At 65.7% G+C, this 26,313-nt stretch carries 29 protein-coding genes; 11 read left to right on the forward strand and 18 right to left on the reverse strand.

Going from position 1 to position 26,313, the window contains the following annotated elements; translation table 11 throughout:
* On the reverse strand, positions 1–207 hold the full coding sequence (locus tag HNO80_RS15305) for a hypervirulence associated TUDOR domain-containing protein (protein ID WP_175323712.1): 207 nt from the start codon (positions 205–207) through the stop codon (positions 1–3).
* 138 nt (positions 208–345) lie between these two features.
* A complete protein-coding gene (locus HNO80_RS15310; protein WP_349627370.1) occupies positions 346–1,464 on the reverse strand; it encodes a cytochrome b/b6 domain-containing protein in 1,119 nt (372 codons plus the stop codon).
* 112 nt (positions 1,465–1,576) lie between these two features.
* Between HNO80_RS15310 and HNO80_RS18165 the strand changes: the two genes are divergently transcribed.
* A complete protein-coding gene (locus HNO80_RS18165) occupies positions 1,577–1,858 on the forward strand; it encodes a hypothetical protein (RefSeq protein WP_349627371.1) in 282 nt (93 codons plus the stop codon).
* A 115-nt stretch (positions 1,859–1,973) separates the two neighbouring features.
* On the opposite strand, the gene HNO80_RS15315 is transcribed toward HNO80_RS18165, so the two are convergent.
* Positions 1,974–2,954 carry an electron transfer flavoprotein subunit alpha/FixB family protein gene (locus HNO80_RS15315; protein WP_175323714.1) on the reverse strand — a complete coding sequence of 327 codons (981 nt, stop codon included), beginning with the start codon at positions 2,952–2,954 and terminating at the stop codon, positions 1,974–1,976.
* 10 nt (positions 2,955–2,964) lie between these two features.
* Positions 2,965–3,741, reverse strand: a complete 777-nt coding sequence (locus tag HNO80_RS15320) for an electron transfer flavoprotein subunit beta/FixA family protein (protein WP_175323715.1) — start codon at positions 3,739–3,741, stop codon at positions 2,965–2,967.
* Between the two features lie 144 nt (positions 3,742–3,885).
* On the opposite strand from HNO80_RS15320, the gene HNO80_RS15325 reads away from it, so the two are divergent.
* A complete protein-coding gene (locus HNO80_RS15325; protein ID WP_349627372.1) occupies positions 3,886–4,446 on the forward strand; it encodes an alpha/beta fold hydrolase in 561 nt (186 codons plus the stop codon).
* Positions 4,447–4,488: 42 nt separating this feature from the next.
* Here HNO80_RS15325 and HNO80_RS15330 read toward each other — a convergent pair whose 3' ends face one another.
* The 6 genes from HNO80_RS15330 to HNO80_RS15355 all read right to left on the reverse strand — a co-directional run bounded on the left by HNO80_RS15330 (position 4,489) and on the right by HNO80_RS15355 (position 9,487).
* Positions 4,489–5,238, reverse strand: a complete 750-nt coding sequence (locus HNO80_RS15330) for an ABC transporter permease (protein ID WP_175323716.1) — start codon at positions 5,236–5,238, stop codon at positions 4,489–4,491.
* Positions 5,239–5,301: 63 nt separating this feature from the next.
* Complete coding sequence (locus HNO80_RS15335; RefSeq protein ID WP_249777390.1) at positions 5,302–6,330, reverse strand: DUF2891 family protein; 1,029 nt, start codon at positions 6,328–6,330, stop codon at positions 5,302–5,304.
* Positions 6,331–6,349: 19 nt separating this feature from the next.
* On the reverse strand, positions 6,350–7,321 hold the full coding sequence (locus HNO80_RS15340) for a DUF979 domain-containing protein (protein WP_175323717.1): 972 nt from the start codon (positions 7,319–7,321) through the stop codon (positions 6,350–6,352).
* A complete protein-coding gene (locus HNO80_RS15345) occupies positions 7,318–8,040 on the reverse strand; it encodes a DUF969 domain-containing protein (protein WP_175323718.1) in 723 nt (240 codons plus the stop codon). Before HNO80_RS15345 ends, HNO80_RS15340 begins: the two co-directional genes overlap by 4 nt.
* 136 nt (positions 8,041–8,176) lie before the next feature.
* On the reverse strand, positions 8,177–8,896 hold the full coding sequence (locus HNO80_RS15350) for a GntR family transcriptional regulator (RefSeq protein ID WP_175323719.1): 720 nt from the start codon (positions 8,894–8,896) through the stop codon (positions 8,177–8,179).
* A gap of 18 nt (positions 8,897–8,914) precedes the next feature.
* The gene (locus tag HNO80_RS15355; protein WP_175323720.1) at positions 8,915–9,487 is read right to left on the reverse strand and encodes an MOSC domain-containing protein; all 573 of its coding nucleotides are present in this window, start codon (positions 9,485–9,487) and stop codon (positions 8,915–8,917) included.
* Between the two features lie 100 nt (positions 9,488–9,587).
* On the opposite strand from HNO80_RS15355, the gene HNO80_RS15360 reads away from it, so the two are divergent.
* The 3 genes from HNO80_RS15360 to HNO80_RS15370 all read left to right on the forward strand — a co-directional run bounded on the left by HNO80_RS15360 (position 9,588) and on the right by HNO80_RS15370 (position 12,917).
* Positions 9,588–10,199: a helix-turn-helix domain-containing protein gene (locus HNO80_RS15360; RefSeq protein WP_217500986.1), complete on the forward strand. Its 612-nt coding sequence runs from the start codon at positions 9,588–9,590 to the stop codon at positions 10,197–10,199.
* 169 nt (positions 10,200–10,368) lie between these two features.
* Positions 10,369–11,598, forward strand: a complete 1,230-nt coding sequence (gene argE, locus HNO80_RS15365; protein WP_175323722.1) for an acetylornithine deacetylase — start codon at positions 10,369–10,371, stop codon at positions 11,596–11,598.
* The gene (locus HNO80_RS15370; RefSeq protein WP_175323723.1) at positions 11,595–12,917 is read left to right on the forward strand and encodes an MFS transporter; all 1,323 of its coding nucleotides are present in this window, start codon (positions 11,595–11,597) and stop codon (positions 12,915–12,917) included. The genes argE and HNO80_RS15370 overlap by 4 nt, the downstream gene beginning before the upstream one ends.
* Positions 12,918–13,008: 91 nt before the next feature.
* Here HNO80_RS15370 and HNO80_RS15375 read toward each other — a convergent pair whose 3' ends face one another.
* Positions 13,009–13,650, reverse strand: coding sequence for a M15 family metallopeptidase (locus HNO80_RS15375; protein WP_249777391.1), 642 nt, complete (start codon positions 13,648–13,650; stop codon positions 13,009–13,011).
* A 159-nt stretch (positions 13,651–13,809) separates the two neighbouring features.
* Between HNO80_RS15375 and HNO80_RS15380 the strand changes: the two genes are divergently transcribed.
* Complete coding sequence (locus HNO80_RS15380) at positions 13,810–14,574, forward strand: GOLPH3/VPS74 family protein (RefSeq protein ID WP_175323725.1); 765 nt, start codon at positions 13,810–13,812, stop codon at positions 14,572–14,574.
* Positions 14,575–14,620: 46 nt separating this feature from the next.
* Here the strand turns inward: HNO80_RS15380 and HNO80_RS15385 are convergent, their stop codons facing one another.
* Genes HNO80_RS15385 through pxpA form a run of 6 tightly spaced genes read right to left on the reverse strand, consistent with a single transcriptional unit; the run spans position 14,621 to position 19,214 of the window.
* Positions 14,621–14,965, reverse strand: a complete 345-nt coding sequence (locus tag HNO80_RS15385) for a cupin domain-containing protein (protein WP_175323726.1) — start codon at positions 14,963–14,965, stop codon at positions 14,621–14,623.
* Between the two features lie 32 nt (positions 14,966–14,997).
* Positions 14,998–15,984 carry a 5-oxoprolinase subunit C family protein gene (locus HNO80_RS15390; protein WP_175323727.1) on the reverse strand — a complete coding sequence of 329 codons (987 nt, stop codon included), beginning with the start codon at positions 15,982–15,984 and terminating at the stop codon, positions 14,998–15,000.
* Positions 15,974–16,879, reverse strand: a complete 906-nt coding sequence (locus tag HNO80_RS15395) for a 5-oxoprolinase subunit B family protein (RefSeq protein WP_175323728.1) — start codon at positions 16,877–16,879, stop codon at positions 15,974–15,976. The genes HNO80_RS15390 and HNO80_RS15395 overlap by 11 nt, the downstream gene beginning before the upstream one ends.
* A complete protein-coding gene (locus tag HNO80_RS15400; RefSeq protein WP_175323729.1) occupies positions 16,876–18,228 on the reverse strand; it encodes an acetyl-CoA carboxylase biotin carboxylase subunit in 1,353 nt (450 codons plus the stop codon). Before HNO80_RS15400 ends, HNO80_RS15395 begins: the two co-directional genes overlap by 4 nt.
* A gap of 2 nt (positions 18,229–18,230) precedes the next feature.
* Entirely contained in the window at positions 18,231–18,470 is a 240-nt protein-coding gene (locus HNO80_RS15405) for an acetyl-CoA carboxylase (RefSeq protein ID WP_091248151.1), read from the reverse strand.
* A 36-nt stretch (positions 18,471–18,506) separates the two neighbouring features.
* Complete coding sequence (gene pxpA / locus HNO80_RS15410) at positions 18,507–19,214, reverse strand: 5-oxoprolinase subunit PxpA (RefSeq protein ID WP_349627373.1); 708 nt, start codon at positions 19,212–19,214, stop codon at positions 18,507–18,509.
* 167 nt (positions 19,215–19,381) lie between these two features.
* Here pxpA and HNO80_RS15415 point away from each other — a divergent pair, with 167 nt between their 5' ends.
* A complete protein-coding gene (locus HNO80_RS15415) occupies positions 19,382–20,824 on the forward strand; it encodes a PucR family transcriptional regulator (RefSeq protein ID WP_175323731.1) in 1,443 nt (480 codons plus the stop codon).
* Between the two features lie 40 nt (positions 20,825–20,864).
* Here HNO80_RS15415 and HNO80_RS15420 read toward each other — a convergent pair whose 3' ends face one another.
* Entirely contained in the window at positions 20,865–21,905 is a 1,041-nt protein-coding gene (locus HNO80_RS15420) for a LacI family DNA-binding transcriptional regulator (RefSeq protein ID WP_175323732.1), read from the reverse strand.
* Between the two features lie 286 nt (positions 21,906–22,191).
* On the opposite strand from HNO80_RS15420, the gene HNO80_RS15425 reads away from it, so the two are divergent.
* The 4 genes from HNO80_RS15425 to HNO80_RS15440 are packed head-to-tail and all read left to right on the forward strand — an operon-like array spanning position 22,192 to position 26,312.
* A complete protein-coding gene (locus tag HNO80_RS15425; protein WP_175323733.1) occupies positions 22,192–23,262 on the forward strand; it encodes an asparaginase in 1,071 nt (356 codons plus the stop codon).
* Between the two features lie 4 nt (positions 23,263–23,266).
* The gene (locus tag HNO80_RS15430) at positions 23,267–24,157 is read left to right on the forward strand and encodes a polysaccharide deacetylase family protein (RefSeq protein ID WP_175323734.1); all 891 of its coding nucleotides are present in this window, start codon (positions 23,267–23,269) and stop codon (positions 24,155–24,157) included.
* On the forward strand, positions 24,154–25,548 hold the full coding sequence (locus HNO80_RS15435) for an MFS transporter (RefSeq protein ID WP_175323735.1): 1,395 nt from the start codon (positions 24,154–24,156) through the stop codon (positions 25,546–25,548). Before HNO80_RS15430 ends, HNO80_RS15435 begins: the two co-directional genes overlap by 4 nt.
* Positions 25,545–26,312, forward strand: coding sequence for an SDR family NAD(P)-dependent oxidoreductase (locus HNO80_RS15440; RefSeq protein WP_175323736.1), 768 nt, complete (start codon positions 25,545–25,547; stop codon positions 26,310–26,312). The genes HNO80_RS15435 and HNO80_RS15440 overlap by 4 nt, the downstream gene beginning before the upstream one ends.
* Position 26,313: the final 1 nt, after the last annotated feature.

Consider the following 26,313-nt stretch of genomic DNA (forward strand, 5'->3'; position numbering starts at 1 on the left):
TTACTTCTTTTCGGTCAGGGCCGAGGCTTTGTGCGCTGCCTGGGCCCCGGTCCTGGCGGACTCCACGACATACTGTGGCTCGTCTTCACTGGCCCGGTGGGTGTGTCCGTCCAGCTCGAAGTCGCGGACCTTTTTCTCCACGATCTTGCCGTGGGTGGCGCCTTGGGGCGTGTTCCATTCCACGGGTGTTCCCTTGCTCAGCGACATCGGCACTCCTCGGCTAGGGCGGTTGCTGCAGCGCGCGGCTGGCTGGCAGCCGAAGCCTCAATAGTAAGCATGATGAGCTTTATTGGGTACTGTCCGATCGACGATGGCTGCTCCCGACGCCGTCGGCGGATCGGACTCCTAGCGGCTGCTCACCTGGCCGAACAGCTTCGCGATGGGTGCGAGCACGATCGGGCGGGCGGCGTACCAGCCGGCAGTAGTGATGGCGATTGCGGCCGCGAAGAGCCAGAACCCGGTCCAGTTGATGACGTCGGTGCCGCCGAACATGTGGTTTAGGTTCCGCAGCGCACCGGTCGCGAACACCAGGAACACGTGGATCAGGATGAACAGCACAAAGAACAGCATGGTCGGGAAATGTAGCGCACGCGCAACCTCCACCTGGTAGGCCTTGTTCAGCGTCTTCGCGTTCTTTGGCCAGAACTCGCTCATGCGCACCCCCGTGATTGCCGCGAGCGGGGCCGCGATGAACACCACCAGGAAGTACATGAGCTGCTGCAGGCTGTTGTAGTTCACCCAGCCGTTCTCCACCGGCCAGTCCAGCGTCATGTACTGCAGCAGCGCAGAGAGCGCATTCGGGAACACTTCCCAGCTAGTCGGGACGATCCGCATCCAACGGCCGGAGGCAAACAGCAGCACCGCGAAGATGAGTCCGTTGGCCAGCCACAAGATGTCGAGCGACTGGTGCAGCCACAGGTTGATGCTGATCTTCTTGCCGCCGCTCTTCGGCGTCCAGAACGCCGGCGGCTTCTGTTGCGTGCGCACCTGGTAGCCGGAGCGGATGATGAGCACCATCAGGAAAATGTTCAGGAAGTGCGTCCACTGCGCCCACCACGGGAAACCGGCGTCGGCACTCTGGGGCAGGCTATATTCGCCGGGGTATCTCTCGAGGAACTCCGGCACACCGGGCAACGTGGTCACTCCGCGGGCGGCGAGGACAAGAATCGCGGCGGCGGCGACGGCCCCGACGGCCAGCTTGATCCATTGGGCCAGGGTGCGCGACCCGTAGAGCTTTGCCGCGGCCTTCGGCCGCTTGGACGTTTCCGGCTTTTCGACGACGGCGGGCGGTGCCGCCGCGGCGGGTGCGGCTGCGACCGCGCGGGTTTCTGGGATTTCCGGTTCAATCGACGTCGCCTGTGGCTCTGTTGCGGCAACTGTCTCAGCGACGACGACGGCGGGCGGAGCGGCCGGAGCGGCAGCCGCGGCAGGAGCCTGGACAACAGGTTCGGGAACCGCCTGCACCGCGGGAACGGGGGCGGGAGCAATAGCAGGGCTCGCAGCACGCGCCGGGGCAAGGCCTGCCGGAGGCCATGGCTCACCACCGGGTACGCGGGGGAGTCCGCGGCGAAGCTGGGTGGCTCCCGCAGCCGTCGTCTGCGTGGCCGGAGCAGCTGCCGACGTCGCCGGTTCCGCTTTCGCTACTGACGCGGTCTCCGCGATTGCGGGAGTCACGGACGGGGCCGTCGCCGGTGCCGCGACCTCGCCGGCTGGCGGCCAGGGCTCACCACCTGGCACCCGCGGCAGGCCACGGCGAAGCTGCCTGCCGCCCGCGCCTGCTGCCGGGACGTCTGCGGCAGGAGCGCTGACCGCGGGCGCCGGAGCGGACACCGCCGTCGTGCCTGGTGCCGTCTCGTAGGCTGCAGCGGGGGCGGAAAGCAGGCGGGCAGGCACCTCGCCCGCCGGCGGCCAGGGCTCGCCGCCCGGCACACGCGGCAGGCCCCGTCTAATGGACCCGGAATGAGTTGCCATCGCTACTTCTTCCGGGCCTCAAGGGCGCTGATCAGCTGCGGCACAACCTTGAAGACGTCGCCCACCACGCCGAAGTCGGCGATCTCGAAGATCGGCGCGTCCGCGTCCTTATTGATGGCGACGATAGTCTTCGCGGTCTGCATGCCGGCCCGGTGCTGGATCGCACCCGAAATGCCCAGCGCGATATACAACTGGGAGGACACCGAAACCCCGGTCTGGCCGACCTGCTGCGACTGCGGAACGAAGCCGGCATCCACCGCGGCACGCGACGCACCAACGGCGGCACCGAGCGTATCGGCGAGCTGATCGACCAAGGCGAACTGTTCCGCCGACCCGAGGCCGCGGCCACCGGCGACAACCTTCGCAGCACCGCGCAGCTCCGGCCGCGAGGTGGCGGCGACTGCCTCCTCGAACGAGTCGACCCGCGCCGCGGGCTTCCCCGAGGGCGTCACCGCCAGGGTCTCCGACGCCGGCGGCTGGGCCGCGGCACGCGCTTCGATGGAACCCTGGCGGACCGTGATGACCGGCGGCCCAAACGTCGACGTCGACGTCACGTTGTAGGCGCCGCCGTAGACGGAGTGGTGTGCCACCACGCCCTCCTCGTCGCGGGACACGCCGACGGCGTCAACGCACACCGCTGCCCGTGAACGGGCAGCGTACCGGCCGGCCAGGTCCCGTCCGTTCAATGAATGCGAAATCAGGATTGCCTCCGGCTGCACCTGCTCCGCCGCGGCGGCAAGCGCGTCAACGCCCGGCACCCCGAGCGCGGACGGATCCGTAGACTCAGCGATCAGCACGCGGGCGGCACCTAGGCCCGAGGCCTCCGCGGCGGCGGTTTCGGCGCCGGATTCGACAAGGACCAAGGCAACCGGGGTGCCCACCGCAGCGGCAGCGCCGAAGAGTCCGGCAGCAGCCTTCTCAAGTTCACCGGAAGCGAGGGTTTCCACGACGACAAGGATTGCGTCACGGGGGAAATCAGTCATGTCGGTACTCCTACGCCAGTCGGTTTTCGATCAGGAACTCAGCGAGCTTCTCGCCGGCATCACCCTCGTCAATGATCTTGACGCCGGCCGCGTGCGGGGGCTTCTCGGCCACCGCCAGCATGATCGACCGCGCCGCGTCCGGGTTGTCGGCCGAGATCCCGAGGTCCGCGAGGGTAAGCACCTCAAGGGGCTTCTTCTTCGCGGCCATGATCCCCTTGAAGTTGGGGAAGCGCGGCCCGGGAAGCGCCTCAGTAATCGAAATAACCGCGGGCAGGTTCGCTGATACCTGCTGCACGCCGGATTCGATGTTCCTAGTGCCGGACACCGTGCCGTCGCTGATCTCCACGGAGCTGAGACCTGTAGCAAGCGGCACGTCTAGCAATTCAGCGAGCATCGCGGGAATCATGCCGCCGGATCCATCGGTGGAGACGTTGCCGGTGATGACCAGGTCAAACTCAACGCGGCGGATCGCTGCTGCGAGGGTTTCCGCGGTAAGCCCAAGGTCCGCACCCCGGAGCGCCTCGTCGGAGATGTGGACGGCGCTCGCCGCACCCATCGCCAGTCCCTTGCGGATGGTGGCCGTCGCGCCCTCGGGAGCGAGGGAAAGGACGGTGACCTCGGTGCCCTCGTGCGCGTCGGCGTACGTCAGTGCCAGTTCCAAGGCCCGCTCACCGATCTCATCAATGACGCTCTCGCTGGCTTCACGGTCGGCGAGGCCTGTTTCAAGGTTCAGTTTTCGGTCCCCGTAGGTGTCGGGGACCTCCTTGACTAGGACGATAATCTTCATCGATGACTCTTCCTGTGGCGGGCATGTCTCCAGGGGGGACACGTCGGATCTCCCTAGAGTCTACGAAGAGGGGACCGTGCGTGGTTCACCGGGCGCGTGTCGCGGCCCCCTTTTCGCCGCCGGCGCCCGGCGTTCGGATGCCGTGTGGCCTTCACCCACGGCTACGCGGACCACGGCGGCCTCCGCATGTATTACGAAGTCCATGGCCAAGCGGTGCCCGGCCAGCCGCCGCTGCTCATCCCGGGCGGCGGCTCCACCATCGGCACCAACTTCGGTGACCTCCTCCCGCTGCTGGCCGCCCGGCGCCAGGTGATTGCGGTGGAGGAGGAGGGCCACGGCCGCACCCAGCCCACCAGCCGCCCGCTCACCGCAGAGAATTCCGCCGGCGACATCCTCGCCGTGTTGGGCCAGCTCACCGTGGACGCCGTGGATGTGCTGGGATTCAGCGCCGGAGGGCACACCGCCGTCGCGCTGGCACTCGCACGCCCCGGCGCCGTCCGGCGGCTCATCGCCGCCTCCACCTTCGTGAGCCGCGACGCCGTGCCGGACGAGTTCTGGACTCCATGGCGCAAGCCACCCTGGACGACATGCCCCAGACCTACCAAGACGAGGACCGCCGGCTCAATCCCGAGCCCGGCCACCTGGAACGGCTGTTCGCACTGGACAGCGGGCGCCCCACTGCTGCTGCGGTTGCTCAACGACTAGCCGGCCGGCGTCGGTCTAGGCCCGTCGCGCGACGGCCGCAGTTCAGGGCAGCGGCAGCGGCCGCATGCGCAGCGGCGCCAGGAACAGGATGGTGACGACGGCAGTGATGGAGCCTGCCGCCATGATGGATGCCAGCACCACGATCTGGAACAGGCCCGCGGCCACGGGAGAGATACCGCCAAAGATGGCCCCCACGAAGGCGCCGGGCAGGGTGACCAGGCCCGTGGTCTTGCTCTGGTCGGTTGAAGGGATCAGGGCAGAGTACACGGCCCCCCGCGCCAGCTCGGCCGTGGACTGCCGGGGCCTCGCGCCAAGAGCCATCCACCCTTCCACTTCCTCCCACCGGGAGATCACCGTCTGGCTGAAATGCCGCCCGGCGAGGGTGGCGATGGACATGGCGTTGCCAATCACGATGCCGCCGATGGCCAGGGCATAGCGGGGTGTGAACTCGATGGCGCCGGTGGCGAAGACGACCGCCAACGTGGCAATCACCCCCGCTCCCATTGCCGTGCAGACGTGCCCGAACATGGTCCAGTCCCAGCCGAGGCGTTTGGTTGCCGTGGCCGCTGCGACGGTGAACATGACGAGCAGTGCCAACCCAACGAGAAATGCGTTGGTGATGATGCCGCTCAGCACCAGGCTGATGGCAGCCAGTTGCGCGGCCCCGCGAAGAATCGCCCAAGCCGGCGCCAAGCGGGCCGGCACGCGGTACAGCGACAGCACCGTGACTGTGAGGGCCACCAGGACGGCGACGCCGAACAGGGTCGCAACTACACCGCCGGGCTGGTCCATAGCGCCAGCCTAGTAGTTGCGCAGGCGTCTTCGTCCCAGGTCCGCACCCGGCGTTGTGGCTTTCTAGCGTGCCGAGGCCAGGGCGTCCCAGGCGAAGCTTGCCAACCAGTGGCTGGACATAAACTCGTCGGTGTTGACCGCGTCCGTCCCGGCGATCAGCAGCGGCCCCGTGGCCGCATCGAGAACGCCCTGCACGTCCGCCGTCTTCTGCGACCCCGCGAGAGCCTTGCGGATTCGGATGAGCTGCCCGGCGCGGCTCAGGTTCAAACCATTGAGGTGGGCCAGATACCCGTCGGATTCGTCGGTAACGGAGAAGGTGGCCAGAATGCGGGAATCCGTACTGAGCGCCGGGAGGAACCCTGCGAACCATGAGGAAAATGCATCGGCGTCGAGAACGCGGGCCATCAGGTCCGCCTCGCTCAGGCCGGCGGACAGGAAGTCCTGGCCGCTCAATTCCCAGTCGCCGGGCCAGCCGGAGTCGTCCTGGAACCAGTTCAGCGCTGCCTTCTCGCACAAGGCGGCGGCGTCGTGCCTGCCCAAGGCACGGAAGGCGTCCAGCATCATGCCCAGACCGAACGCGGCGTTGGTGTGCAGGCCGTGCCTCACGGGGAACTCCGCTTTGGCGGTCCAGTCCTCGACCAGTGATGCGACGATGTCCACCAGGGGGTTCAGGGACGCGCCCCACCCCCGGACCTGGGGGTCGTCGGAGGTGGCAGCGGTAGCGGCGAGACGCACCAGCCAGGCCCAGCCGTAAGGCCGTTCCCAGCTGGGGTTGGCCCGCAGGTATGCACCTTCGACTGCGAGGTTTTCGGCGGTGAGGTTGGCGGCCAGCACCTGTCGAAGAGCGGCGTCACGCCCGGCCTCGATCCCGTGCTCCAGCAGGGAAACCCCCAGCCAGGTCATGTGGACGCAGGAGTGCCAGTCGAAGGAGGTGTGGAACGCAGGGTGGAGTTCCTTCGGGCTGGGCCGGTCCTGGAGCGACGTCTCCACATGGTGGGAGGCGAAGGGGTACGGGCGGGATAGGTTTTCCAGCACGATGTCCGCGTAGGCGTCTGCAACGTGGTCCATCTGTACAGTGGCGTCGGTAATCATGGAGTCTCCTTGGGGAATGTCAGTTGAAGGCCAGGAAGTACATCAGCCCGATGTTGGCGCCCAGCAATGGGATGGCCGTGGGCACCTGGGCCTTGATGACGCCGTACTTGTTCTTCATCTCCAATAGGGCCGAGGGGACCAGATTGAAGTTGGCGGCCATCGGCGTGCAGAGGGTCCCGCAGAACCCCGCCAGCATGCCGATCGCGAAGATGATCGCCGGATTCCCGTGGAAGCCCTGGACCAGCACCGGCCAGCCGATGGCGGCGGTCATGATCGGGAACGCCGCGAAGGCATTACCCATCAACACGGTGAAGAGGAACATTCCCACGGAGTAGACGATCACTGCGGCGATCAGTGACCCTTCCGGCAGGACCCCCGCGGCCAGGGTGCCCACGGCCTTACCAACCCCGGCCTTGGTGAAGAGGATGCCGAGGGTGGAGAGCATCTGCGGCAGCAACGCGGCCCAGCCGATTGACTCGAGAATGCGGCGGCCCTCGAAAACCGGGGTCAGCTTCTGTGCGGGCCGCAGGATCAGGACGGCGACGACGGCGGCGACTACGGCCCCCACGGCCAGCGCCAACAGGGTGGTGTTGGTGGGATCGAAAATGGGCTGTCCGCCGATTTTCAGAACGGGGGCGAGCAGAACGATGATGACGGTCACCACCGGCAGGGTGAGTGCCGGGATAAAGAGTTTGTTGCCGAACTTGGCAGCAGACCTGGTGCGCTCTTCCACGCTGGTGGTCCTAGCCTTGCCGTCTCCGAGAGGGCCGGCGCTGGCCAGGACCACCAGAACCAGGACGGCGATGCCCAGGATCCACGGAGGTGCCGTGCCCGCTTGGACCCAGGTACCGTAGAAGAAGCACACACCCAGCAGTCCCCAGAAGGCGGAACTGCCCCAGCGCTTCGGGTGGCTGGTGTCGCGGGCAATGAGGAATGCCCAGGCAACGAAGAGAATGCCAATCAGCCAGAAGACGGCTTCAACCTTGATCATGCGTTGCCTCCTACGGTGACGGCCTGGGGGGTATTTTCTGCCTCTTCGTCCGCGCGGACGTCCTTGTCTAGCTGGCGGTCGAGCCGCAACAGGCGGAATCCGTGGATCAGGAAGGCAATGACGGCGGTGGGGATGGCCCAGACAGCCAGTTCCAGCGGTTCAAGATGGAGCCCGTAGGTGGTGTCCACGAAGGCCGTGATCAATAGGATGGACCCGACCGCCACGAAGATGTCCTCGCCAAAGAAGACCCCCACGTTATCCGCCGCGCCGGAGTGGCCTTTGATCTTTTCCCGGACCTTTTCCGGAACGTGGCCGTAACGGCGCATCGCGGCGCCCTCGGCCATGGGAAATACGAGCGGTCGGACTGTCTGGGCGTGCCCGCCGATGCCGGTCAGGCCGACGGCGGCGGTGGCCTGGCGAACCAGGAGATACCCCAGCAGCACGCGGCCGGCAGTGAGCTTAGCCAGTTTTGCGATGAGCGTTTTGGCCTGTTCCTGGAGGCCGAAGCGTTCAATGATGCCGATGACCGGAAGGACCACCACAAAGATGGTCACCGACCTGCTGCTGGCGAAGCCGGATCCGAAAGCATTGAGTATTTCCAGCGGCGTCAGTCCGCCGAGAAGGGCTGTGACGATGCCGGAGACGGTAACGACAATGAGTGGGTTTAGCCTGACGGCAAAGCCGATGATAACGAGCAAGACCCCGATGAGTACGAGCATATCCATCCATTCCCGCAGGAGGCATGAGCGTTCCGCGGACGAGAGTAGTTAGGGGCATGACCGACCCGGCCCGTGTTGGAGGAATGTTCTCCACTAAGTGATGCCCATCACTGTGATCCACAGCCTAGGGTTTTGTTCAACAATCTGCAAGCGATGGTGGTCCGTCGTTGGTATGGGGCCCTCCGGCAATGGCCTCGAGCAACTGACTTTCCGCGCGATCGAGATAGTGGCGCATGAATTCCGAGGCTGCCGTGTTGTCTCCCGAGGCAAGCAGCTCGATCACCTGCGCGTTGTCAGCCACGTAAGGCTCGTGGAATGCCGGGTTCGAGCCCATGGAGTGGAAAACCAGCCGCATCTCAGCCAGTACCTGCTCCATCAGGGAATTGAGGCGCTCGCTGCCCGCCCTGGCAACCAGGGCGCGGTGAAACTCCTGGTTGGCGTTGGCCATTCCGCCTATATCGCCTTGGGCGCGGGCGTGTTCCGCGCCGGCTACTATGTTGCGCAGATCATCCATCGGTGAGCGTTCGTGCCACAGGACGGCGGCAGGCTCCAGGAAGCGGCGTATCCGGTAGATTTCCCGGATGTCCTCCGCGGTTGGTCGGGCGACGAAGACGCCACGGTTGGGTATCCGTGTAACGATATGTTCGGCATGCAGGGCGGTGAACGCCTCGCGGAGCGTGTTCCGGCTGACTCCCAGTGCTTCCCCCAGGGCTTCTTCGGAGAGCTTTGTTCCGGGTAAGAGCTCGCCGGCCGCTATTCTCTGGCGTAGCTGAGCAGAAACCCAGAGCCCGGTGTGAGCATGCGTTGACCCCTTGGCCTCGCGGCGTAGTGAGTCCAGTACCGCTTCAAACGTCATGGCGTCAAGCCTAGTTTGTTAGGGCAGCCGCGAGGGGCGCAGCAGGGTTGCCTCGCCCGCGCGCTCGGGATCCAGCGGTACAGGGCTGACGAGCACCGCCGGGCCGCGCTGCAGGTCGCCGTCGGAAAGCACCTGGCACCGCACACCGCCGCGCCCGCGCATGGCCTTGTGGGCGCCCGCGGCGAGCATCTCATCCATCCAGGCGCACGGGTGGGCCGGCCGCCCGGCCTTGAGTCGTGCCAAGCCTCCGCCGGATTCCAGCGCGAACTCGTGGCCCAGCAGCGGCGCCAAGTGCGCTCCCCGGACGACGACGTTGCGGCGCGTCAGCAGCGGGTCAAGCGCTGCCGTCCCCAACTCGGCGGCGATGGCTTCGAGTGCCTCGACGGCGAAGACGGTGACGGCGGCATCCATGTGCGCGGCCTTGCCGAAGAACCGGTCGCCCACGATTCCCTTGCCGGCCACGAGCGTCGCCTGGTCCGCGTCCGTGGTGGGGACGTCGGCTGCGCCCTCGCGCGCCCGGCCGAAGTAGGCATGCGTCGGCGACACGAGCAAGTGCAGGATCTCGACGTCGTACCGGTAGCTGGCGGTCATGGCACCCAAACTATCGCCTCGGGGGGTTCAGCCCGATACCGGCCACCCGCCAACGATTCATTATCTTGACGATATCTTCACTATGACGGACGATCGTGGAATGGAACATCACGGCCTCGGCCCAGCAGCCATGGAGCTCCCCGGCGTGGAGGACCAGGCCGAGCGCGCGATGACCGCCGTCGGGGCACTGGTCCTGCAGCTGCGGCGGGACGCCGGGTACAGCATCGGCAGCCTGGCGGCAGCAGCCGGCCTGAGTCCGGGCCTGCTCAGCCAGATCGAGCGCGGCCAGGGCAACCCGTCGCTGACCACGCTGATCAAGTTGTCCCAGGCACTGAAGGTGCCGGTGGGCCGCTTCTTTGACACCAGGGACCAGGGCGGGGCGCTGGTCCGGCGCGCTGACCGGCGGCGCCTTGAAGTCGCCGAGGACAATCTCATCTATGAACTCCTGACCCCCCACATGAGCGGCCAGCTCGGCATGCTGCGCGCGCAGATCGCCGCCGGGTGGGACAACGAGGACGCCCCCTTCAAGCATGCCGGCGAGGAGTGCGTGACCATGGTGCAGGGCAAGCTCCACGTCTGCGTCAACGGCGTGGGGTACGACCTGGAGGAGGGCGATTCGCTGACCTACGACTCCTCGCTGCCGCACTGGTACCGCAACTCGACGTCGGAGGACGCGGTGCTGATCGGCGCCATGACGCCGCCGTCGTTCTAGGGCCGCGGCTAGCAGTGCGTTCAATTTATTGAACAAATCGCGTCTTAAGTGTTGACATGGTGGCGGACGGCCCAAATACTGAGGTAAGCGCGGAGCCTGCCGGCGGCCGCCGCCAGCCGCAGCCGGCCGATCAGGCCAGGCCCGTCCACCACTCCAAGGGAACTTGCCCATGACGTCAACCACCGCTACGGCAACCGCCGTCCCAGCCACCGCAGTGCCGAGTGCAGCCGCGCTTGCCTGGACCGAGAAGCTTGTCTCGTTCGATACGACCAGCCGCAATTCCAACCTCGCGCTGATCCACAGCATGGCCGACGAGCTCACCGCCCACGGCATCACACCGCTGATCGTCCCCAGCCCCGAAGGCAACAAGGCCAACCTTTTCGCCACCCTTCCGGCCCACGACGGCACCGTCACCGGGGGCATCATGCTCGCCGGCCACACCGATGTGGTGCCCGTGGACGGCCAGGCGTGGGACAGCGACCCGTTCGCCCCCGAGGTCCGTGAGGGGCGTCTTTACGGCCGCGGGACTACCGACATGAAAGCCTTCAGCGGCGCGATCCTGGGCTTCCTGCCGGAGTTCCTCTCCCGTCCGCTGGCGGAGCCGCTGCACTTCGCCTGGACCTACGACGAAGAGGTGGGGTGCCACGGCGCCGTCGTCCTCTTGGCCGAGCTCGCGGCCCGCGGGATTCATCCCCGGGTCGGTTTCGTCGGCGAGCCCACCAGCATGCGCCCGGTCTCGGCGCACAAGAGCAGCCAGCTCTACCGCGTCACCGTCAGCGGGATTGCCGCCCACTCGTCCATGACCTCCACCGGCGTCAACGCCATCGAATACGCGGCCAGGTCCATTGCCTTCATCCGTTCCCTCGCTGACGAACACCGGCTGTCCGGCCCGTTCGACGAGAGCTTCGTGGTCCCGTACACCACCGCCAATGTCGGCGTCGTCAGCGGCGGTGCCGCCGTGAATACGGTGGCCGAAAAATGCGACTTCGAGTTTGAGTTCAGGACGATTCCGGGCGTCGACCCGGAGGCAGTGATATCCCGCATCGAGGTGAACCTGGCCCGGCTCCGGGCCGAAATCCAGCAGGAGAACCCCGCCGCGGACATCCGCATGGTTCCGCTGGGCACGGTTCCGGGGCTCAGCCCCGAGGGACCGCGCATCGCGCTGGAACTGGCCCAGGATCTCACCGGCCATGCGGTCGAAGAATCCGTGGTCTACGCCACCGAGGCCGGCCTTTTCCAGCAGGCCGGAATCGACACCGTGGTGTGCGGCCCCGGCAGCATGGACCAGGGTCACACCGCCAACGAATACATCGAGCTGACCCAGATTGCCGCCTGCGAGGACTTCCTGCAGGCCCTCGCCACCCACCTCTTTACTACTGAACGGACCACCAAGCCATGAGCCACCAGACCGCCACCGGTGCGGGATCGAGTCAAGAGGTCCTGAACCCTCGGTCGCCTGCCGACCTTGCCCTGCAGCAAAGCAACGCCCGCAAAGCCGTCGTCGCAGCCTCCATTGGCAACGGCCTGGAGTGGTTCGACCTGATCGTGTACGGCACGTTCGCCGTCACCATTTCCAAGCTGTTCTTCCCGACCACCAGCGAAGCCGCGTCGCTGCTGCTGACCTTCGCCTCGTTCGGCGTTTCCTTCATCATGCGGCCGCTCGGCGGCATCATCATCGGCCGCTACGCGGACCGGGCCGGCCGCAAAGCAGGCATGCTAATTTCCATCCTCGTCATGTTTGTCGGCACCCTGCTGATTGTTGTCGCACCGACGGCCGCCGCGATCGGCGTCGCGGCCAGCATCCTGGTGCTGATCGCCAGGCTGCTGCAGGGTTTCGCCACCGGCGGGGAATTCGGCACGGCAACGGCCTACCTGATTGAGTACGCGCCCAGCCGGAAGGCGTTCTACGGCAGCTGGCAGGTGGCCACCCAAGGCGGTGGCATCCTGCTGGCCGGCATCTTCGGGTTCGTCCTGAACACCTACCTCAGCACCCAGTCCCTGGACTCCTGGGGCTGGCGGCTGCCGTTCATCTTCGCACTGGCGATCGGACCCGTCGGCTGGTACATCCGCTCCAAGATGGAGGAAACGCCGGAATTCTTGGCCACGGAACGGTCTGCCGCGCCCCTGCGGGAGACGTTCATCGGCAACGGCGGCCGGCTCTGGGCCATCGTCGGCGTCGTCTCGCTCGGATCCGTGGGCGTCTACATTGCCCTGTTTATGCCCACCTACGCGATCGTGAACCTCGGGATGCCCAAAGCCGTGGCCTTCCTCTCCACCCTGATCTTCGGTGTGGTCATGAGCCTTGGTTCCCCGTTCATCGGGATGCTCGCGGACAAAGTCGGGCCCGCCCGGGTCATGACCTGGGCCGCCGGTGGAACCATCGTCGTCGGTATCCCGGCATTCCTGGGGCTCATCGCCGCGCCGGAGCTGCCCACCATGATTGTGGTCGAACTCGTCCTGTCCGTGCTGGCCACCGCCTACTTCGCGCCGCTGCCGGCCATCATGTCCTCGATGTTCCCGGCCCGCATCCGGTCCACCGGGCTCTCCCTGGGCTACAACATCGGCGTCACCGTCTTTGGCGGCTTTGCCCCCTTTATCCTCACCTGGCTGATCGGCAGCACCGGCTCCCTGCTGGTGCCGGGTTACTACCTTGTCGCCATTGCGGTCATCGCCGCGGTGAGCCTGACCATTTCCCGGAAGGTGTACCGCCAGGCCTGACCCAGGCACCCGCCCGAACGGCTCCTGGCCGCGATTTTCGGGCGGAGAATATTCGGAGCGCCCCCGGCAGCCGCCGGGGGCGCTCCTTGGTTTAAAGGTAGTCCGGGGCTGGTTCCAGATCGAAATAGTCCTCAAGGGTGGTGCTGACTTGTCCCGCGAGTTCCTTGCCCACATAGCGCAGGTGCCATGGCTCGTAGGTGTAGCCGGTAACATCCTCGGCTCCGGCCGGGTAGCGGATGATGAATCCGTAGCTCGCGGCATTCTCAGCCGCCCACTTGCCAGCCGGAGTGTTTGCGAAGCAGGCCTGCAGGGCGCAGACCCCACTGGCATTGCCGATGTCCATCGCCAGTCCGGTCTGGTGTTCGCTGAAGCGGGGCCTCGCGGCAAGGGTGTCCGCCGTCGCCTGGCCGTACTGGCGCACGTAGCTGTCATAGAGGCTTGCCTGCTGGCTGTACGAACGGTAGCCGCTGACCGGAATAATATTCACGCCGGCCGCCTTGGCGGCTTTGGCCAACTGCTTATAGGCGTCCGCGGCCTCGGCCCGTAGCTGTTCCCCCTGGACCCTGACCAGCCGGGCCGGGACGTAGGTGGCCGGGTTCAATGGCCGGTGTTTGTTGACCACCACCTGCAAGCTGGAGGCGGAATCGATGTCGTAGCCCGTCGCCGTCAATGCCGTCACGGGCGGTGCGATCATGCCGAGCGCGAGCATCAGCCCCGCCACCGCAGCTGTCATCCTGCTGATTCTTTTGAGCACCGTTGCCTCCCAGAAATGTCCGGAACAGATGCGGGGAACCCTACCGGTCTGTCCGGCCGGCGTCGAGGGTGTTTTGTCTTGGAAGATCCGGGACGAAATCCTCATGCGGTGGCTGCGCAACAGGCCCACGATGATCGTATGAACGCTGAAACGCCGAAGGCGGCGGAGTTGAACCTTCCCGAGGCCTTCCTGCTGTTGGCAACGAACGACAAAGACGGCAAACCAGAGGTCCCGGTGTTCGCGCTAAGAACCACTCTGGCGGGGGCAATCTTGGCCGAGCTGGAACTGATCGGTGCCATCGAGCTGCAGGGGAAGAACGTCCGGGCTACCCGCGCCGCCCCGCCGACGGATTTCCAGCACGAGCTGGAACTCATCCGCGGCAAATCACGGCCCCACACTCCCAAGCGGTGGGTCGCCATGCTGGAGGGCCGCGCCGAAGTGCAGCGTGTCTACGACAGGATGGCGACACTGGGCATCGTGGAACACGTCGGCGAAAAGCACCTCGGCGTGTTCCGGTCCACCCGGTACCCCGAGAAAGACCACTCTTCGAAAGTTGCGCTTCTGAAGAAGCTCGAGGCTGCACTCAGAGGTGCCTCGCCGGCCCCCGGCGCATCTGAGGCAAAAACGCCCGACGCCGGGGCGCCTCCTTCGACGGGGCCCGACGCCGGGGCGCCCGACGCCGGGGCGCCGCCCGCCACCGGCACGCCGGCTGCGCCCGCACCAGATGCCAGGACCACGGCGCTGATTGCCCTGCTGCAAGCGGCCGGCTTGTTCGGCAAGCTCTTCCCGGCGGCAGATCGAGTCCGAGCGGACGAGTTGGCCAAGGACTACTGGCCCGCCCGGGCCGTGGAGGACGAGCTGCGAATGATCAGACTGGCGCAGGAAGAAGCCGCTACCCTCTAAGGCCGCCGGCTGAACGGCGCCAGGTCCGTCGTGAACGGCCCAGGACCTACTCCTGGCTGACGATGTCGACGGAGATCTCCACCGCCGGGACCGTTCCTCTGTTCTCCAGCCAGTGAAGCGTTTCCCTGTCCTCGGGCCAGCCTGCCCCCGGCCCGTAGTCCGTAGCGACTCCATTCCGGTGGTCGGTGATCGTTCCCTGCAGGATGTAGACCAGGCCAGGCCGGCCTTTGTGGTCGTGGACCGGGCCGAAGACCCCTCCCGGCTCGATGGTCACCATCCGCATTCGAAGTTGGCGCCCTGCCATTCCCTCGATCTCCGGGCCAAGGTCAACTGTGGCAAGCAACTGCGTCGTAACACCTTTGGTCTCCGGTGCCGCTTGGTCGTTGTTCATGGTGCGCACCTCCCTGCACGTTTAGCCGTGAATCAACCGCTGAGGCCGAGGGCTGCGCGCGCGTTGTTCTTGCGTTCAGCGAGTTCCTTGCGCGCCGCCAGGGCTTCATCCATGCTGACGGCAACGAACTTGGTGGACGTGCCGGGTGCGGCTCGTGCCACCAAATCCATGTCGGCGCTGATGACTGTTCCCACCATGGCGTAGCCGCCGCCGGAGACGGCATCACGGTGCAGGATGATCGGCTGGGTGCCGCCCGGAATCTGGATGGACCCGACGGCGTAGCCGGCATCCACGATGTTGGACGGGTCGGACCCGGCCCCGAAGGGCTGCTCCCGTTCCTTCCACTTGACGCCCGGGCCGGAGTAGCGCAATCCCATCCGGTCGGCTACCGGAGTCACCTTCCACTCGCCGTGCAGCAGGTTGTCCAGTCCCTCGTCGGTGAGCCGGTGGTCATAAAGGCCCAGCACGATCCTGACGGTCTGTTCCTTGGCGAAGACGGGCCGGAACTCTTCCGGAACGGTATCGACGTCGGGCACCGCTCCGCCGTCGAGCGGGCTGCCGACAGGAACCCGGTCACCGGCCTCCAGCTTGCGGCCATGGAATCCGCCGATAGCGCCCAGGCTGTAGGTGGACCGGCTGCCCAGCACCTCGGGCACATCGATGCCGCCCTGGACCGCGATGTAGTACCGTGTGCCGCCCTGTATGACGCCGAAGCTGAGTTCGTCGCCGGCCTTCAGCTGCAGCCGGGTCCACTGGGGCCGGGGTTCGCCATTGACCTTGACTTCAACCGGGGCCCCGGTGACGGCAAGAACAGCATCCTGGTCGGTGGTCAGCGCCGGGCCCAGGTAGGTGCATTCGAGGACAGCTTCCTTGGCGGTGTTGCCCACCAGTGCATTGCCCAGTTCGGCGGAGTACTGGTCCAGGGAACCGCTCTGCGGGATGCCAACGTTGTAGTGGCCGGTGCGTCCCTGGTCCTGGACCGTGGTGGCAAGCCCGGGGCTCTTGATATCAAATGCCATTGAGGGCCTCCATGAGTTCCTGGTTGTAGCCTTCGGGATTCGCCAGCGCTTTGGCCAGATCAAAGGTCACGGGCGCCTGCCGGTAGCGGAACGTCCCCGCGGCGATCTCGGCCTGGATGCTGTTGTACTCGGCCTCGGTCACGGGCTTGAACTTCACGATGTCGCCGGGCCGGAAGAACACCATAAAGTCCTTGAAATCGGCCAGGGCCTGCGCCGGATCAAAGATCGGCGCGGCAGCGATGCCGAACATCTGATACCCGCCCGCGCCCCGCACCGAGTAGATGCAGCCGAAGCAGCCGCCGTGGCCCACCGTCAAAGCGGGCGTATCCGTGCGGGGGCTCAGGTACTTGGGGACTTCCAGCTGTTTCTCGCGCTCAACCAGTTGGAAGAGGAACGGCAGGCCGGCGACAAATCCGACCATGGACACAAGCCAGGGCTGCTCGTGGTGCCTCTTAATGAATTCCGCGGCATCCTTGAGGTTGTTCACTTTGGCGGCGTAGTCAATGTCGCTGCCGCCCGGCTCCTGATGGAATCCCTCGCGGAAGCGCTCTGCCACTTCGGCCGTGAAGGGATCGTCGTACCAGACCGGCACTTCGATGATCCGGGTTTCGAGGGCTTGCTGATGGTGATGCGCCAGGTCCCCTTCAATGGTCCGGACGGTCTCTTCAAGAGTCGACGGCGGCAGGACGTCGGGATCGAACCTCACCAGCAACGAGGCGTTGGCGGGGCAGATATCCACGATGCCGGGCAGTTCCAGCTCTGAGAGCTTCTCGGCGATGGACATGACCCTGAAATTGGCGGCCAGGCTCATGGACTCGGAGACCTCGACGAACAGAAACTCGTCTCCGCCCCAGGTGTAGCGGGCCTCCAACACGGCAGGTGCGGGGCTACTCATGGTGCCTCCATCAGATTGTCGACGGTTTCTATGAACTTGGAGTGGTGCTTGACGGCGGCGAACTCGAGCCGGTCCAGCAGCTTCTTGAGCACGGGAATGGTTGTCTTGACCCCTTCGATCCGGGTCCCGTACAGCGCCTCCAGCGCCCCCTCGATGGCGGCTTCGCGCGTGTCCTTGTGGACAATGAGCTTCGCGAGCATGGAATCGTAATACGGGCTGACCGTGGACCCTGCCTCTACGCCGGCGTCGATGCGGATCCCGTCGCCTGCAGGCCATTCCAGGGCCGTGATGAGGCCCGGGCTGGGGAAAAAGTTGTTGTGCGGGTCCTCGGCGTTGATGCGGCACTCGATGGCATGGCCGTTGAACTGGATGTCCTCCTGCCGGACCGACATGGATCCCGTGGAGGCGATGAGCAGCTGTTCACGGACCAAGTCGACGCCGGTGATTTCCTCGGTGATGGGATGCTCCACCTGGATCCGGGTATTCATTTCGATAAACGCGGCCTCATGGCCTGCCGGGTCGTAGAGGAATTCGACCGTTCCGGCGCCGCTGTAGCCGCATTCCCGGGCGAGTTCCACCGAGGATTCCCGGATAGTCCGGCGGACGGCGTCGGGAAGGTCAGGGGCCGGGGCTTCCTCAATGACCTTTTGGGAGCGCCGCTGCATGGAGCAGTCGCGGTCTCCGAGATGAATGAAGTTGGTTCCGTCTCCCAGAATCTGTACCTCCACGTGCCGGGCATGCCGCACGAAGCGCTCCAGGTAGACGGCCGGATCTCCGAAGACCGACGCCGCTTCGCCGCGGGCCATCTCTATGGTCTCCAGTAGTTCGTCCTCGTTGTGCACAAAGCGGATGCCCCGGCCCCCGCCGCCGGCGGAGGCCTTGACCACCAGCGGGTAACCGATGCCGCGGGCCTCTTCCACGGCGTCGGCGTCGGGGTCCAGCGGTCCGTCGGTGCCGCGGAGGATCGGGACCCCTGCCTTGCGGGCGGACTCCCTGGCCAGGGACTTGTTGCCCATCATCTCGATCGCGTCGGCGTCAGGACCCACCCAGGTGAGCCCCGCCGCGGCGACCTTCCGCGCAAACGCGGCGTTTTCGGAGAGGAAGCCGTAGCCAGGGTGGACGGCGTCGCAGCCGTTATCCACCGCTGCGGCGATCACGGCGTCCTGGTTCAGGTAGCTGGCGGGGGCGGGCGCCGGCCCCACCACAACAAAGTTGTCGGCTGCGCGCGCGGCCAGGGAATCGGCGTCGGCCTCGCTGGCCACGACGAGCGTCTCGATGCCCATTTCACGGGCCGTCCGGGCGATCCGCACGGCGATTTCACCACGGTTGGCGATGAGCAGTTTTTTCATCACTAGCCTTCTCGAATGACGATAATGGTGTCGCCCGGATTGACCATTTCGCCCTCGTTGACCTTAAAGGATTCGAGGGTTCCGGCCACATCGGACTGGATTTCGGTGAACTGCTTCATGATTTCGATGATGCCTACGGTCTGGCCGACTTCGATGGTGTCGCCCTCGTTTGCGAAAGGCGGCTTGCCCGGGCCGGGCTTGCGGTAAAAGACTCCGGGGAGGGGGGAAACAATGTTTGCCATGGGGTGCTCGCTTTCAGATGGTTGGATTAATCGGCTCTAGCCCAGGACCGCACGCACGGCGCTGGCCACGGCAGTGGAATTGGGTGCGTCGGAGTGCACGCAGATGCTTCGGAACGGAATGGTCAGCTCGGTGCCGTCAACGGCCAGTACCGGTTCACCGGCCAGGGCGCGGCTGACACGCTCGGCGGCGGCTGCGGGATCAGTGGGAACCGGGCGGCGCTGGATCAGCAGCTCGCCTGCCGGACCGTAGTTCAGGTCGACATAGAGTTCCGGCACGAATTCCACGCCCATCGCCCGGCACACTTCTTCGTGGGCGGTCCCGGCGAGCCCGTAAAACGGAACTCCGTACTGCAGGGCCGCTCCGGCGGCGGCCTGCATCAGCTCCTCGTCACCGGCCAGCATCCCGTAGAGGGCGCCATGTGGTTTGATGTGGTTCAGCGTGAGACCGTGCTTGCCGAGGAATGCCGTCAAGGCTCCGGTCTGGTACAGGATGATCGACTCGACCTCGTCAGGGCTGAGTACCATCCGGCGGCGTCCGAAACCCACGACGTCGGGGAGGCCGGGGTGCGACCCTACAGCCACCCCGTGCTCGGCGGCGAGCGCCACAGTCCGGTTCATAACGTCGGGATCTCCGGCGTGAAACCCGCAGGCCACGTTGGCAACGTCGATGATGCGCATGAGTTCTTCGTCGTTGCCGAACTCGTGGAGGCCCAGGCCTTCACCCATGTCGGAGTTCAACAGCACACGCCCTTGAGGCCGCCGAGCGGTGGCGGGAGTCACATTTGTTTGCATGGTGCAACGCTACTCAGCATCCGGGGCCGCCGATATTGTGCAGGCCGATGAATCGAACGGCCTGACTTATGCTGGATGCACTATCTAGGCATTCATTCGCGCTGTCCATGGAGGCTTCCTTGAGGATCTCGGACCTGGTTGACGACGTCGATCTCAACATCCGCCTTCGCGTTCCCGGCGCCGAAGGCCGCCTGAACCGGCCGATCACTTGGTGCGCGCCCACTGAACACATGGACCCCACGCCCTTTCTCAGCGTCAACGCCCTCGTGCTGACCAACGGCATGGGCCTGAACGTTAGGGACTTCAGGATCTGGGACGCCTACGTGGAACGGCTGGTCTCCGTGCCCGTTTCCGGACTGGCATTCGGTCTGGGCGCCGCGCACCGCGAGCTGCCGGAGGGCCTGTTGCAGGCCTGCGAGGCGCACGGCTTGCCGCTGCTGGAGCTCCCGCCGGAGGTGCCCTTCGTGCTGGTCATGCGCCATGTGGAGCGGATCATTGCCACCGAGCGCTATGAGGAACTGCGGAAAGGCTGGGAGTTGGCAGACGAATGCACCCGCTTGGCGGCTGACGGGCGGTCCCTGGCGGAGGTGCTCGGGCGGGTGGCGGACGCCGTCAACGCGAGGGTGGCCGTGATCGATCAAAATGCGTTCGAACTCGTAGCCGCAGGCACGGCCCACGGCGATACGGCGCGGACCAGGCTGCGTCTGCCAAGCGGCGGAGCTGAGCAATTCAGGCTTGCCATCGAGGGGATTGGCAGTGACGTCGTGCTGCAGCCAGTTCTGGGCCCCGTTGCTGCCGTCATCGGCCTGCAACTTAGCTACACCCTTGGCTCCCGCTCGCCCCTGCATTCCCGGGAGGCGGCGCGCTTCATGGAGGCTCTCTATGCGGACCACGGCGAGCCGTCCCAGCCGCTGCGCCGCTATGCCCTCGAGTCCGGCTTCGATCCCGGCGGAGACTGGAGCACGGTACTCATCGGCAGTTCGGAAGAGATCGCGCCCGCGAAGCTGCGAGCCATTGCGTGGCGCGCGCGGGTGGGGTTGCAGGCCGCTTTCAGTACGGTGCGGTTCATGGAGGAGACCGGCCTCACCACGTTGTTGCTGCAGCACCGGCACGGAACAGCCGACCTGCTTGATGCCGTCCGGGAGTTCTTTCTGGACGCTCCGGAATTGTCCGTCATCGTCACCGAGTCTGCGAACCTCAGCGAACTGCCGCTGACGCTTCAGCTCGCCCGGCGCCAGGTGGGGCGGCCCGGCGTGCACAAGGCGCCGCTGGCCGATCTCGCCGGCATCGTGCAAGGGCTGCCCAGCCCAGGTTTGGTGGCACTGTGCCAGCGCCTCCTGGCCCCCTTGGCCTCCGACGGCGGCAGTGCGCTGCGGGAGACGTTCGACGCATATCTGCGGCACAGCGGGAATTCCGCGAAGATCTGCGACGAGCTCTTCATTCACCGAAACACGCTCAGCTACAGGCTGAGGAAGATCCAGGAGCTGCTGCGGCTGGATCTGACCGACGGCGAAGTCCGCGCCACCTACATGCTGGCTTTGGGTGTCGTTGCAGCAAACTGAGGGCGACGCGGCGCAGCTTGCTGGTGCCTCGCGCTCCGCGTCATGCGGCGTTGTCCCAGGCGCTGCTTTCCCTCACGCACAATGTCGGTTTGAGCCGGACGGGTTCGACCTGTTCGCCGTCAAGCACGCGCTTGAGGAGCTGCATCGCTGTCCGTCCGATATCCAGCATGGGGGAGCGGACCGAGGAGAGCGGTATGGGGAGCTCCGCAGCGACGGAAGTGTCGTTGAAGCCCACCACCGCCACGTCACTGCCGACGGCGAGGCCATGTGAGCGCAGTACGCCCATAGCGCCGATTGCCGCGAAGTCGTTGACGGCGAAGACGGCAGTGGGATTCGGATTCCTGCCCGCCAAGATCGTTTCGGTGGCTTCGCGGCCGCCCGCCGTGTCGAACCGGGACCAGACGATGGCTTCCTGGGGAAGCTTGCCACCTAGGGATTTCCACCGGTCCGCGAACCCTGCCGTCCGGTCAACAGCCGTGCTGGCGTATGGTTCACCGGCGATGACGGCGACGTTCCGGTGGCCTTGGCTCCACAGGTGGTCGGCCACGAGTTGGCCGCCGAGGACATCGTCGCACGTGGCCGACGGGTAGCCGGTGACCCGACGGTTCATCAGCACGAAGGGAATGTTGCGGGCGGTGAGCTCCCTGAGCTGGCTACCATCCAGATGGGCATCGCCGATGATGAGCCCGTCCACGCGGCGGGCCAGCATGGTGTCAGTTTTCCGGCGTTGTTCCTGGGGGTCATCGCGCGAATTCATAACGAACGTGGAGTAGCCGAGCTCGGCTGCGGCCTCTTCAATCCCCTCGTACATGATGGCCAGGACAAGGTCCGAGAGCCGGGGGACAATCACGCCCATCAGGCGGGTCCGCCGAGTCCGCAGGCCGGCGGCCTGGGGATTGGGGGAGTAGCCCCGCTTCCGCGCCAACTCGCGAACCCGTTCAGCCGTCGCCACGGACGCGGCGCCGCGGGCAACGTCGGAGCCCGAATGCAGAATCCTGGACACGGTGGACGGGTGGATGCCGAGCTCGTTGGCGAGATCCTTCAGCGTGACGGTGCGGCCGTCGGCCGTGATTTCTTTCATTTGTTCCCCTGCCGCAGCTCAAGAAGGCGTCCTACAAGAGTGCCCGACGCGGTGCGAATCTTCAGCCCTAGGACCCTTGACGTGTCAAGAGTCACATTCTATAGTCACTTTAACCCCTACCCAATCGATTGGGTAGTCAGGCGGGACGCATTCGACACCAAAAGTGTTTACAGCGCTGAAACGCCGGACGGCACCGGGGGGAAACATCGCGTAGTTACTTTTAGCCAAGAACCCAAACGATTGGGTACGCGTTCGCCGCGGCGGGTGCAGGAGCAACGGAGTCAATATGACCGTCACAGATTCGGGGAGCCCCCACGTGGTGCTGCTGGCCACGGGAGGCACCATCTCCTCCCGCGGCTCCGAGACCGGCGGAGCGGTGGCGTCGGACACGGGAGAGCAGGTTTTCGCCAGCGTGGGCGGCCGGGCCGCCCACCCGGTTCGCGTGGTGGACGTCTTCCGGAAGGGTTCGTACCTGCTGACCGTCGACGACATGATCGCCATCTGCGCCAGGATCCGCGAGACCCTGGCGGACCCGCAGGTTCTCGGGGTGGTAGTGACGCATGGCACGGACACGATGGAGGAAACGGCGTACCTGGCGGAGCTCACGCACAACGATGCCAGGCCCGTCGTCTTCACCGGCGCCCAGCAAGCGGCCGACTCCAGAACCCCGGACGGCCCGGGAAATCTCGCCCGGGCAATCGCCGTCGCCGGCTCTTCCGCAGCCCGGGGGAAGGGGGTGCTCCTGGCCTTTGCCGGGACCATCTTCCCTGCGGCCGGAGTGCGGAAGTGCCACACCACCAGAGCCGAGGCCTTCGCCAACCCGGATTTCGGAACGGCCGGAACGGTCAGCGAAGAGGGTGAAGTCAGCCTCACGACGGCACGGCCCACGGTTGATGCGCTGCCTTTGCCTGGCGCCGGGGCCGGTTCGCCCCGCGTGGACCTCATTGCCGCCTACCCCGGCGCGGACGCCACCCTGCTGCGAAGTTCCCTCCAAGCCGGGGCGGCGGGGATTGTCCTCCAGGGGACGGGAACGGGCAACGCCAACCGCGAGATCTGCCGGGAGGTCGCCGCGGCCACCGCGGCCGGTGTCGTGGTGGTGACGAGCACCCGGGTGGAGGCCGGCGCCGTCGTGCCGATCTATGGCGACGGCGGCGGCGACGATCTGCGCGCGGCTGGCGCCATATCTTCCGGGCTGCTCCGGCCATCCCAGTCGTTGGTCCTGCTCAGCCTGCTGCTCAGGCTGGGCACCCCCGTGTCCCGCATCGCGGAAACCTTCGCCCTGCGTGGCAGGGCCCCGGACCACCCCCAGACCAGAACCCATCAAGAGAACCCAACAAAAAGCGCAGTGAAAGGTTGAACTCATGACAAAGGACATCCAAGTCGCATTCGGCGTCGACGTGGACGCCGTTGCCGGAATGCTCGGCTCCTACGGAGGCGAAGACTCTCCGTGTGACATCTCCCGCGGTCTGTTTAGCGGGGAAGTCGGTGGCCCGCGCCTCATCCGCCTCTTTGAGAAGTACGAGCTGCCGGCCACGTGGTTCGTCCCGGGTCACTCGATCGAGACGTTCCCGGACCTGACCCGGATGATCGTGGACGCAGGGCATGAAATCGGCGTGCACGGGTACTCGCACGAGAACCCCATCGCCATGACCCGGGAGCAGGAGACGGCCATCCTTGACCGGTCGATCGAACTCATCGAAAAGGTCTCCGGCCGTCGCCCCACGGGCTACGTCGCTCCGTGGTGGGAATTTTCGCAGGTTACCAACGAGATTCTCCTCGAACGCGGGATCAAGTACGACCACTCCCTGATGCACCGCGACTTCGAGCCCTACTACGTCCGGGTCGGCGACAGCTGGAAGAAGATCGACTACACCAAGGACGCCGAAACCTGGATGGAGCCGCTGGTCCGGGGCAAGGAAACCGACCTGGTCGAGATTCCGGCCAACTGGTACCTCGATGACCTGCCTCCGATGATGTTCATCAAGGCGTCCCCGAACTCGCACGGCTTTGTCAGCCCCCGCGACATCGAGCAGATGTGGCGCGACCAGTTCGACTGGGTCTACCGGGAAATGGATCAGGCAGTCTTCACCATGACCATCCACCCCGACGTCTCGGGCCGGCCCCAGGTCCTGCTCATGCTCGAACGCCTCATCGAACACATCAACTCCCACGAAGGCGTCAGCTGGCTCAAATTCGACCAGATCGCGGACTCCTTCCTCGCCCGCAGCCCCCGAAAGGAAAACCAGTCATGACCATCCAGCAGCCCGCCGTCGACCTGACGCAACCCGCACCCGACGAGAAACGCCGCTTCCCGGTCTTCTCCAAGCGCAATACCACCACCGCCACCGTGCTGGCCCTGCTTGCCTGGACCATTGCCGTTTTCGACTACGGACTTTTCGGCACCCTCTTGCCGGCCATGCAGGAAGAGTTCGGCTGGAGTGCGACCGAAGCCTACGCAATCAACACCTGGATTGCCGTCGGTACGGCAATCGTCTGCTTCGGTATCGGCCCCGTCATTGACCGGCTCGGCCGCCGCAAGGGCATGATGACCACGATCGGCGGCACCGCCGTCGTCTCCGGCCTGACGGCCCTGATTCCGACCGGAATCCCGTTCCTCAGCAACGGGCTTCTTGTGCTGGTCCGTTCCTTCGGCGGCCTCGGCTTCTCGGAGCAGGCAGTCAACGCGACCTACATGAACGAGGTCTACCAGGTAACAGAAGTCGCCGACAAGCGTAAGCGCCCCGGTTTCCACTACTCCTTCATCCAGGGCGGCTGGCCGCTGGGCTTCCTGCTCGCCAGTGCCTTGGCGCTCGCGTTCCTTCCCTCCCTCGGCTGGCGCGCCCTGTACCTCATGGCGACCATTCCCGCCGCGATCATCGTGTGGGTTATTGCCAAGAAGCTCAAGGAGACCCCCCAGTTCGAACTGCACCACAAGCTGACCCAACTCGAGAAGGGCGGCCAGTCCGCGGAGGCCCATGCCCTGGCCCACGCGTACGGCGTAGAACACTCTTCCGCAGCTCCGCTGAAGCGCATCTGGGAACCGCACCTGCGCCGGAACACGATCGTCTTCTCGCTGGCCTGGATCTTCAACTTTTTCGGCATCATGATCTTCAGCATCCTCGGCAGCTCCGTCCTCAAGAACGCCAAGGGTGTGGAACTTTCGGATGCGTTCTGGATGCTGATTGTCATCAACATGCTGGCGTACTTCGGTTACGTCTTCCACGGATGGCTCGGTGACAAGATCGGCCGCAAGCGGACCATCATCGGCGGCTGGATCCTCTCCGGCCTGTCCTTCACCATCATGCTCAGCCCCATCGCCACCAGCCCGGTCATGATCATCCTCACCTACGGCGCCGGGTTGTTCTTCTTGGTCGGACCCTACGCCGCCATCCAGTACTTCATGGCTGAGTGCTACCCCGTTAGCTGCCGTGCCACCGGCACCGCCTTCATCGGTGCAATGAGCCAGCCCGGCACCATTCTCGGCGGCGCGCTGTTCACGGCAGCGGCAGCTAGCGCGGGAACCGGCGCTGCAGCCTTGTGGGTCGGCGCGGCCGGCACGCTGTTTTCCGGCCTGCTAATGATCGCCGCGAAGCCCCCGGCAGAGGCGCTGCTCGAGGATCACCCGCACGAGGTCGAAGTATGACACCGGAGACAAAGGTTGCGGTCATCACCGGGGCAGCGAGTGGGATTGGACGCGCGCTCGCGGTTCACTACGCCAACCGAGGCGTGCATTCGGTGATCGGCACCTTTCCGGGAGATCCCCACGACCCGGAGGAAACCCTGCGCCTCGTGAAGGACGCGGGGGGCCAGACGGTGATTCACGAAGTGGATGTCCGCAGCACGCCGTCCGTGGATGCGTTCGCCGAACGCGCTGTCGAGGAGTACGGTCGGCTGGACTACGCGGTGGCCAACGCGGGAATCCTGCGCAACTCGCCCTTGGGCGAGATGACCGACGAGCGCTGGGAGGACATGCTCGACGTCGATCTCACCGGCGTGCTGCGGACCCTGCGTGCGGGGTCCGCGAGGATGACCGACGGCGGGGCGATGGTTGCCGTGTCCTCAATTGCCGGAGGCGTCTATGGGTGGGAGGAGCATGCCCACTATGCGGCCGCCAAGGCCGGCGTGCTCGGGCTGATCCGCAGCGTGGCCGCCGAACTGGGACCGCGCGGCATCCGTGCCAACGCCGTTATCCCCGGACTCATCGAGACGCCCCAGTCCCTGGACCCGGTGAACTCGCTGGGGCCCGATGGCCTGCAGCGAGCCGGGCGGGACATCCCCTGGGGCCGGGTCGGCCGGCCCGAGGAGGTTGCCAGCGTGATCGGCTTCCTGACCTCCGATGACGCCGCCTACGTCACGGGCCAGTCGCTGATAGTCGACGGCGGCCTCACCATCAAAATGCGTGCCTGAA

Source organism: Arthrobacter sp. C9C5 (assembly GCF_013359735.1).
Lineage (GTDB): Bacteria > Actinomycetota > Actinomycetes > Actinomycetales > Micrococcaceae > Arthrobacter.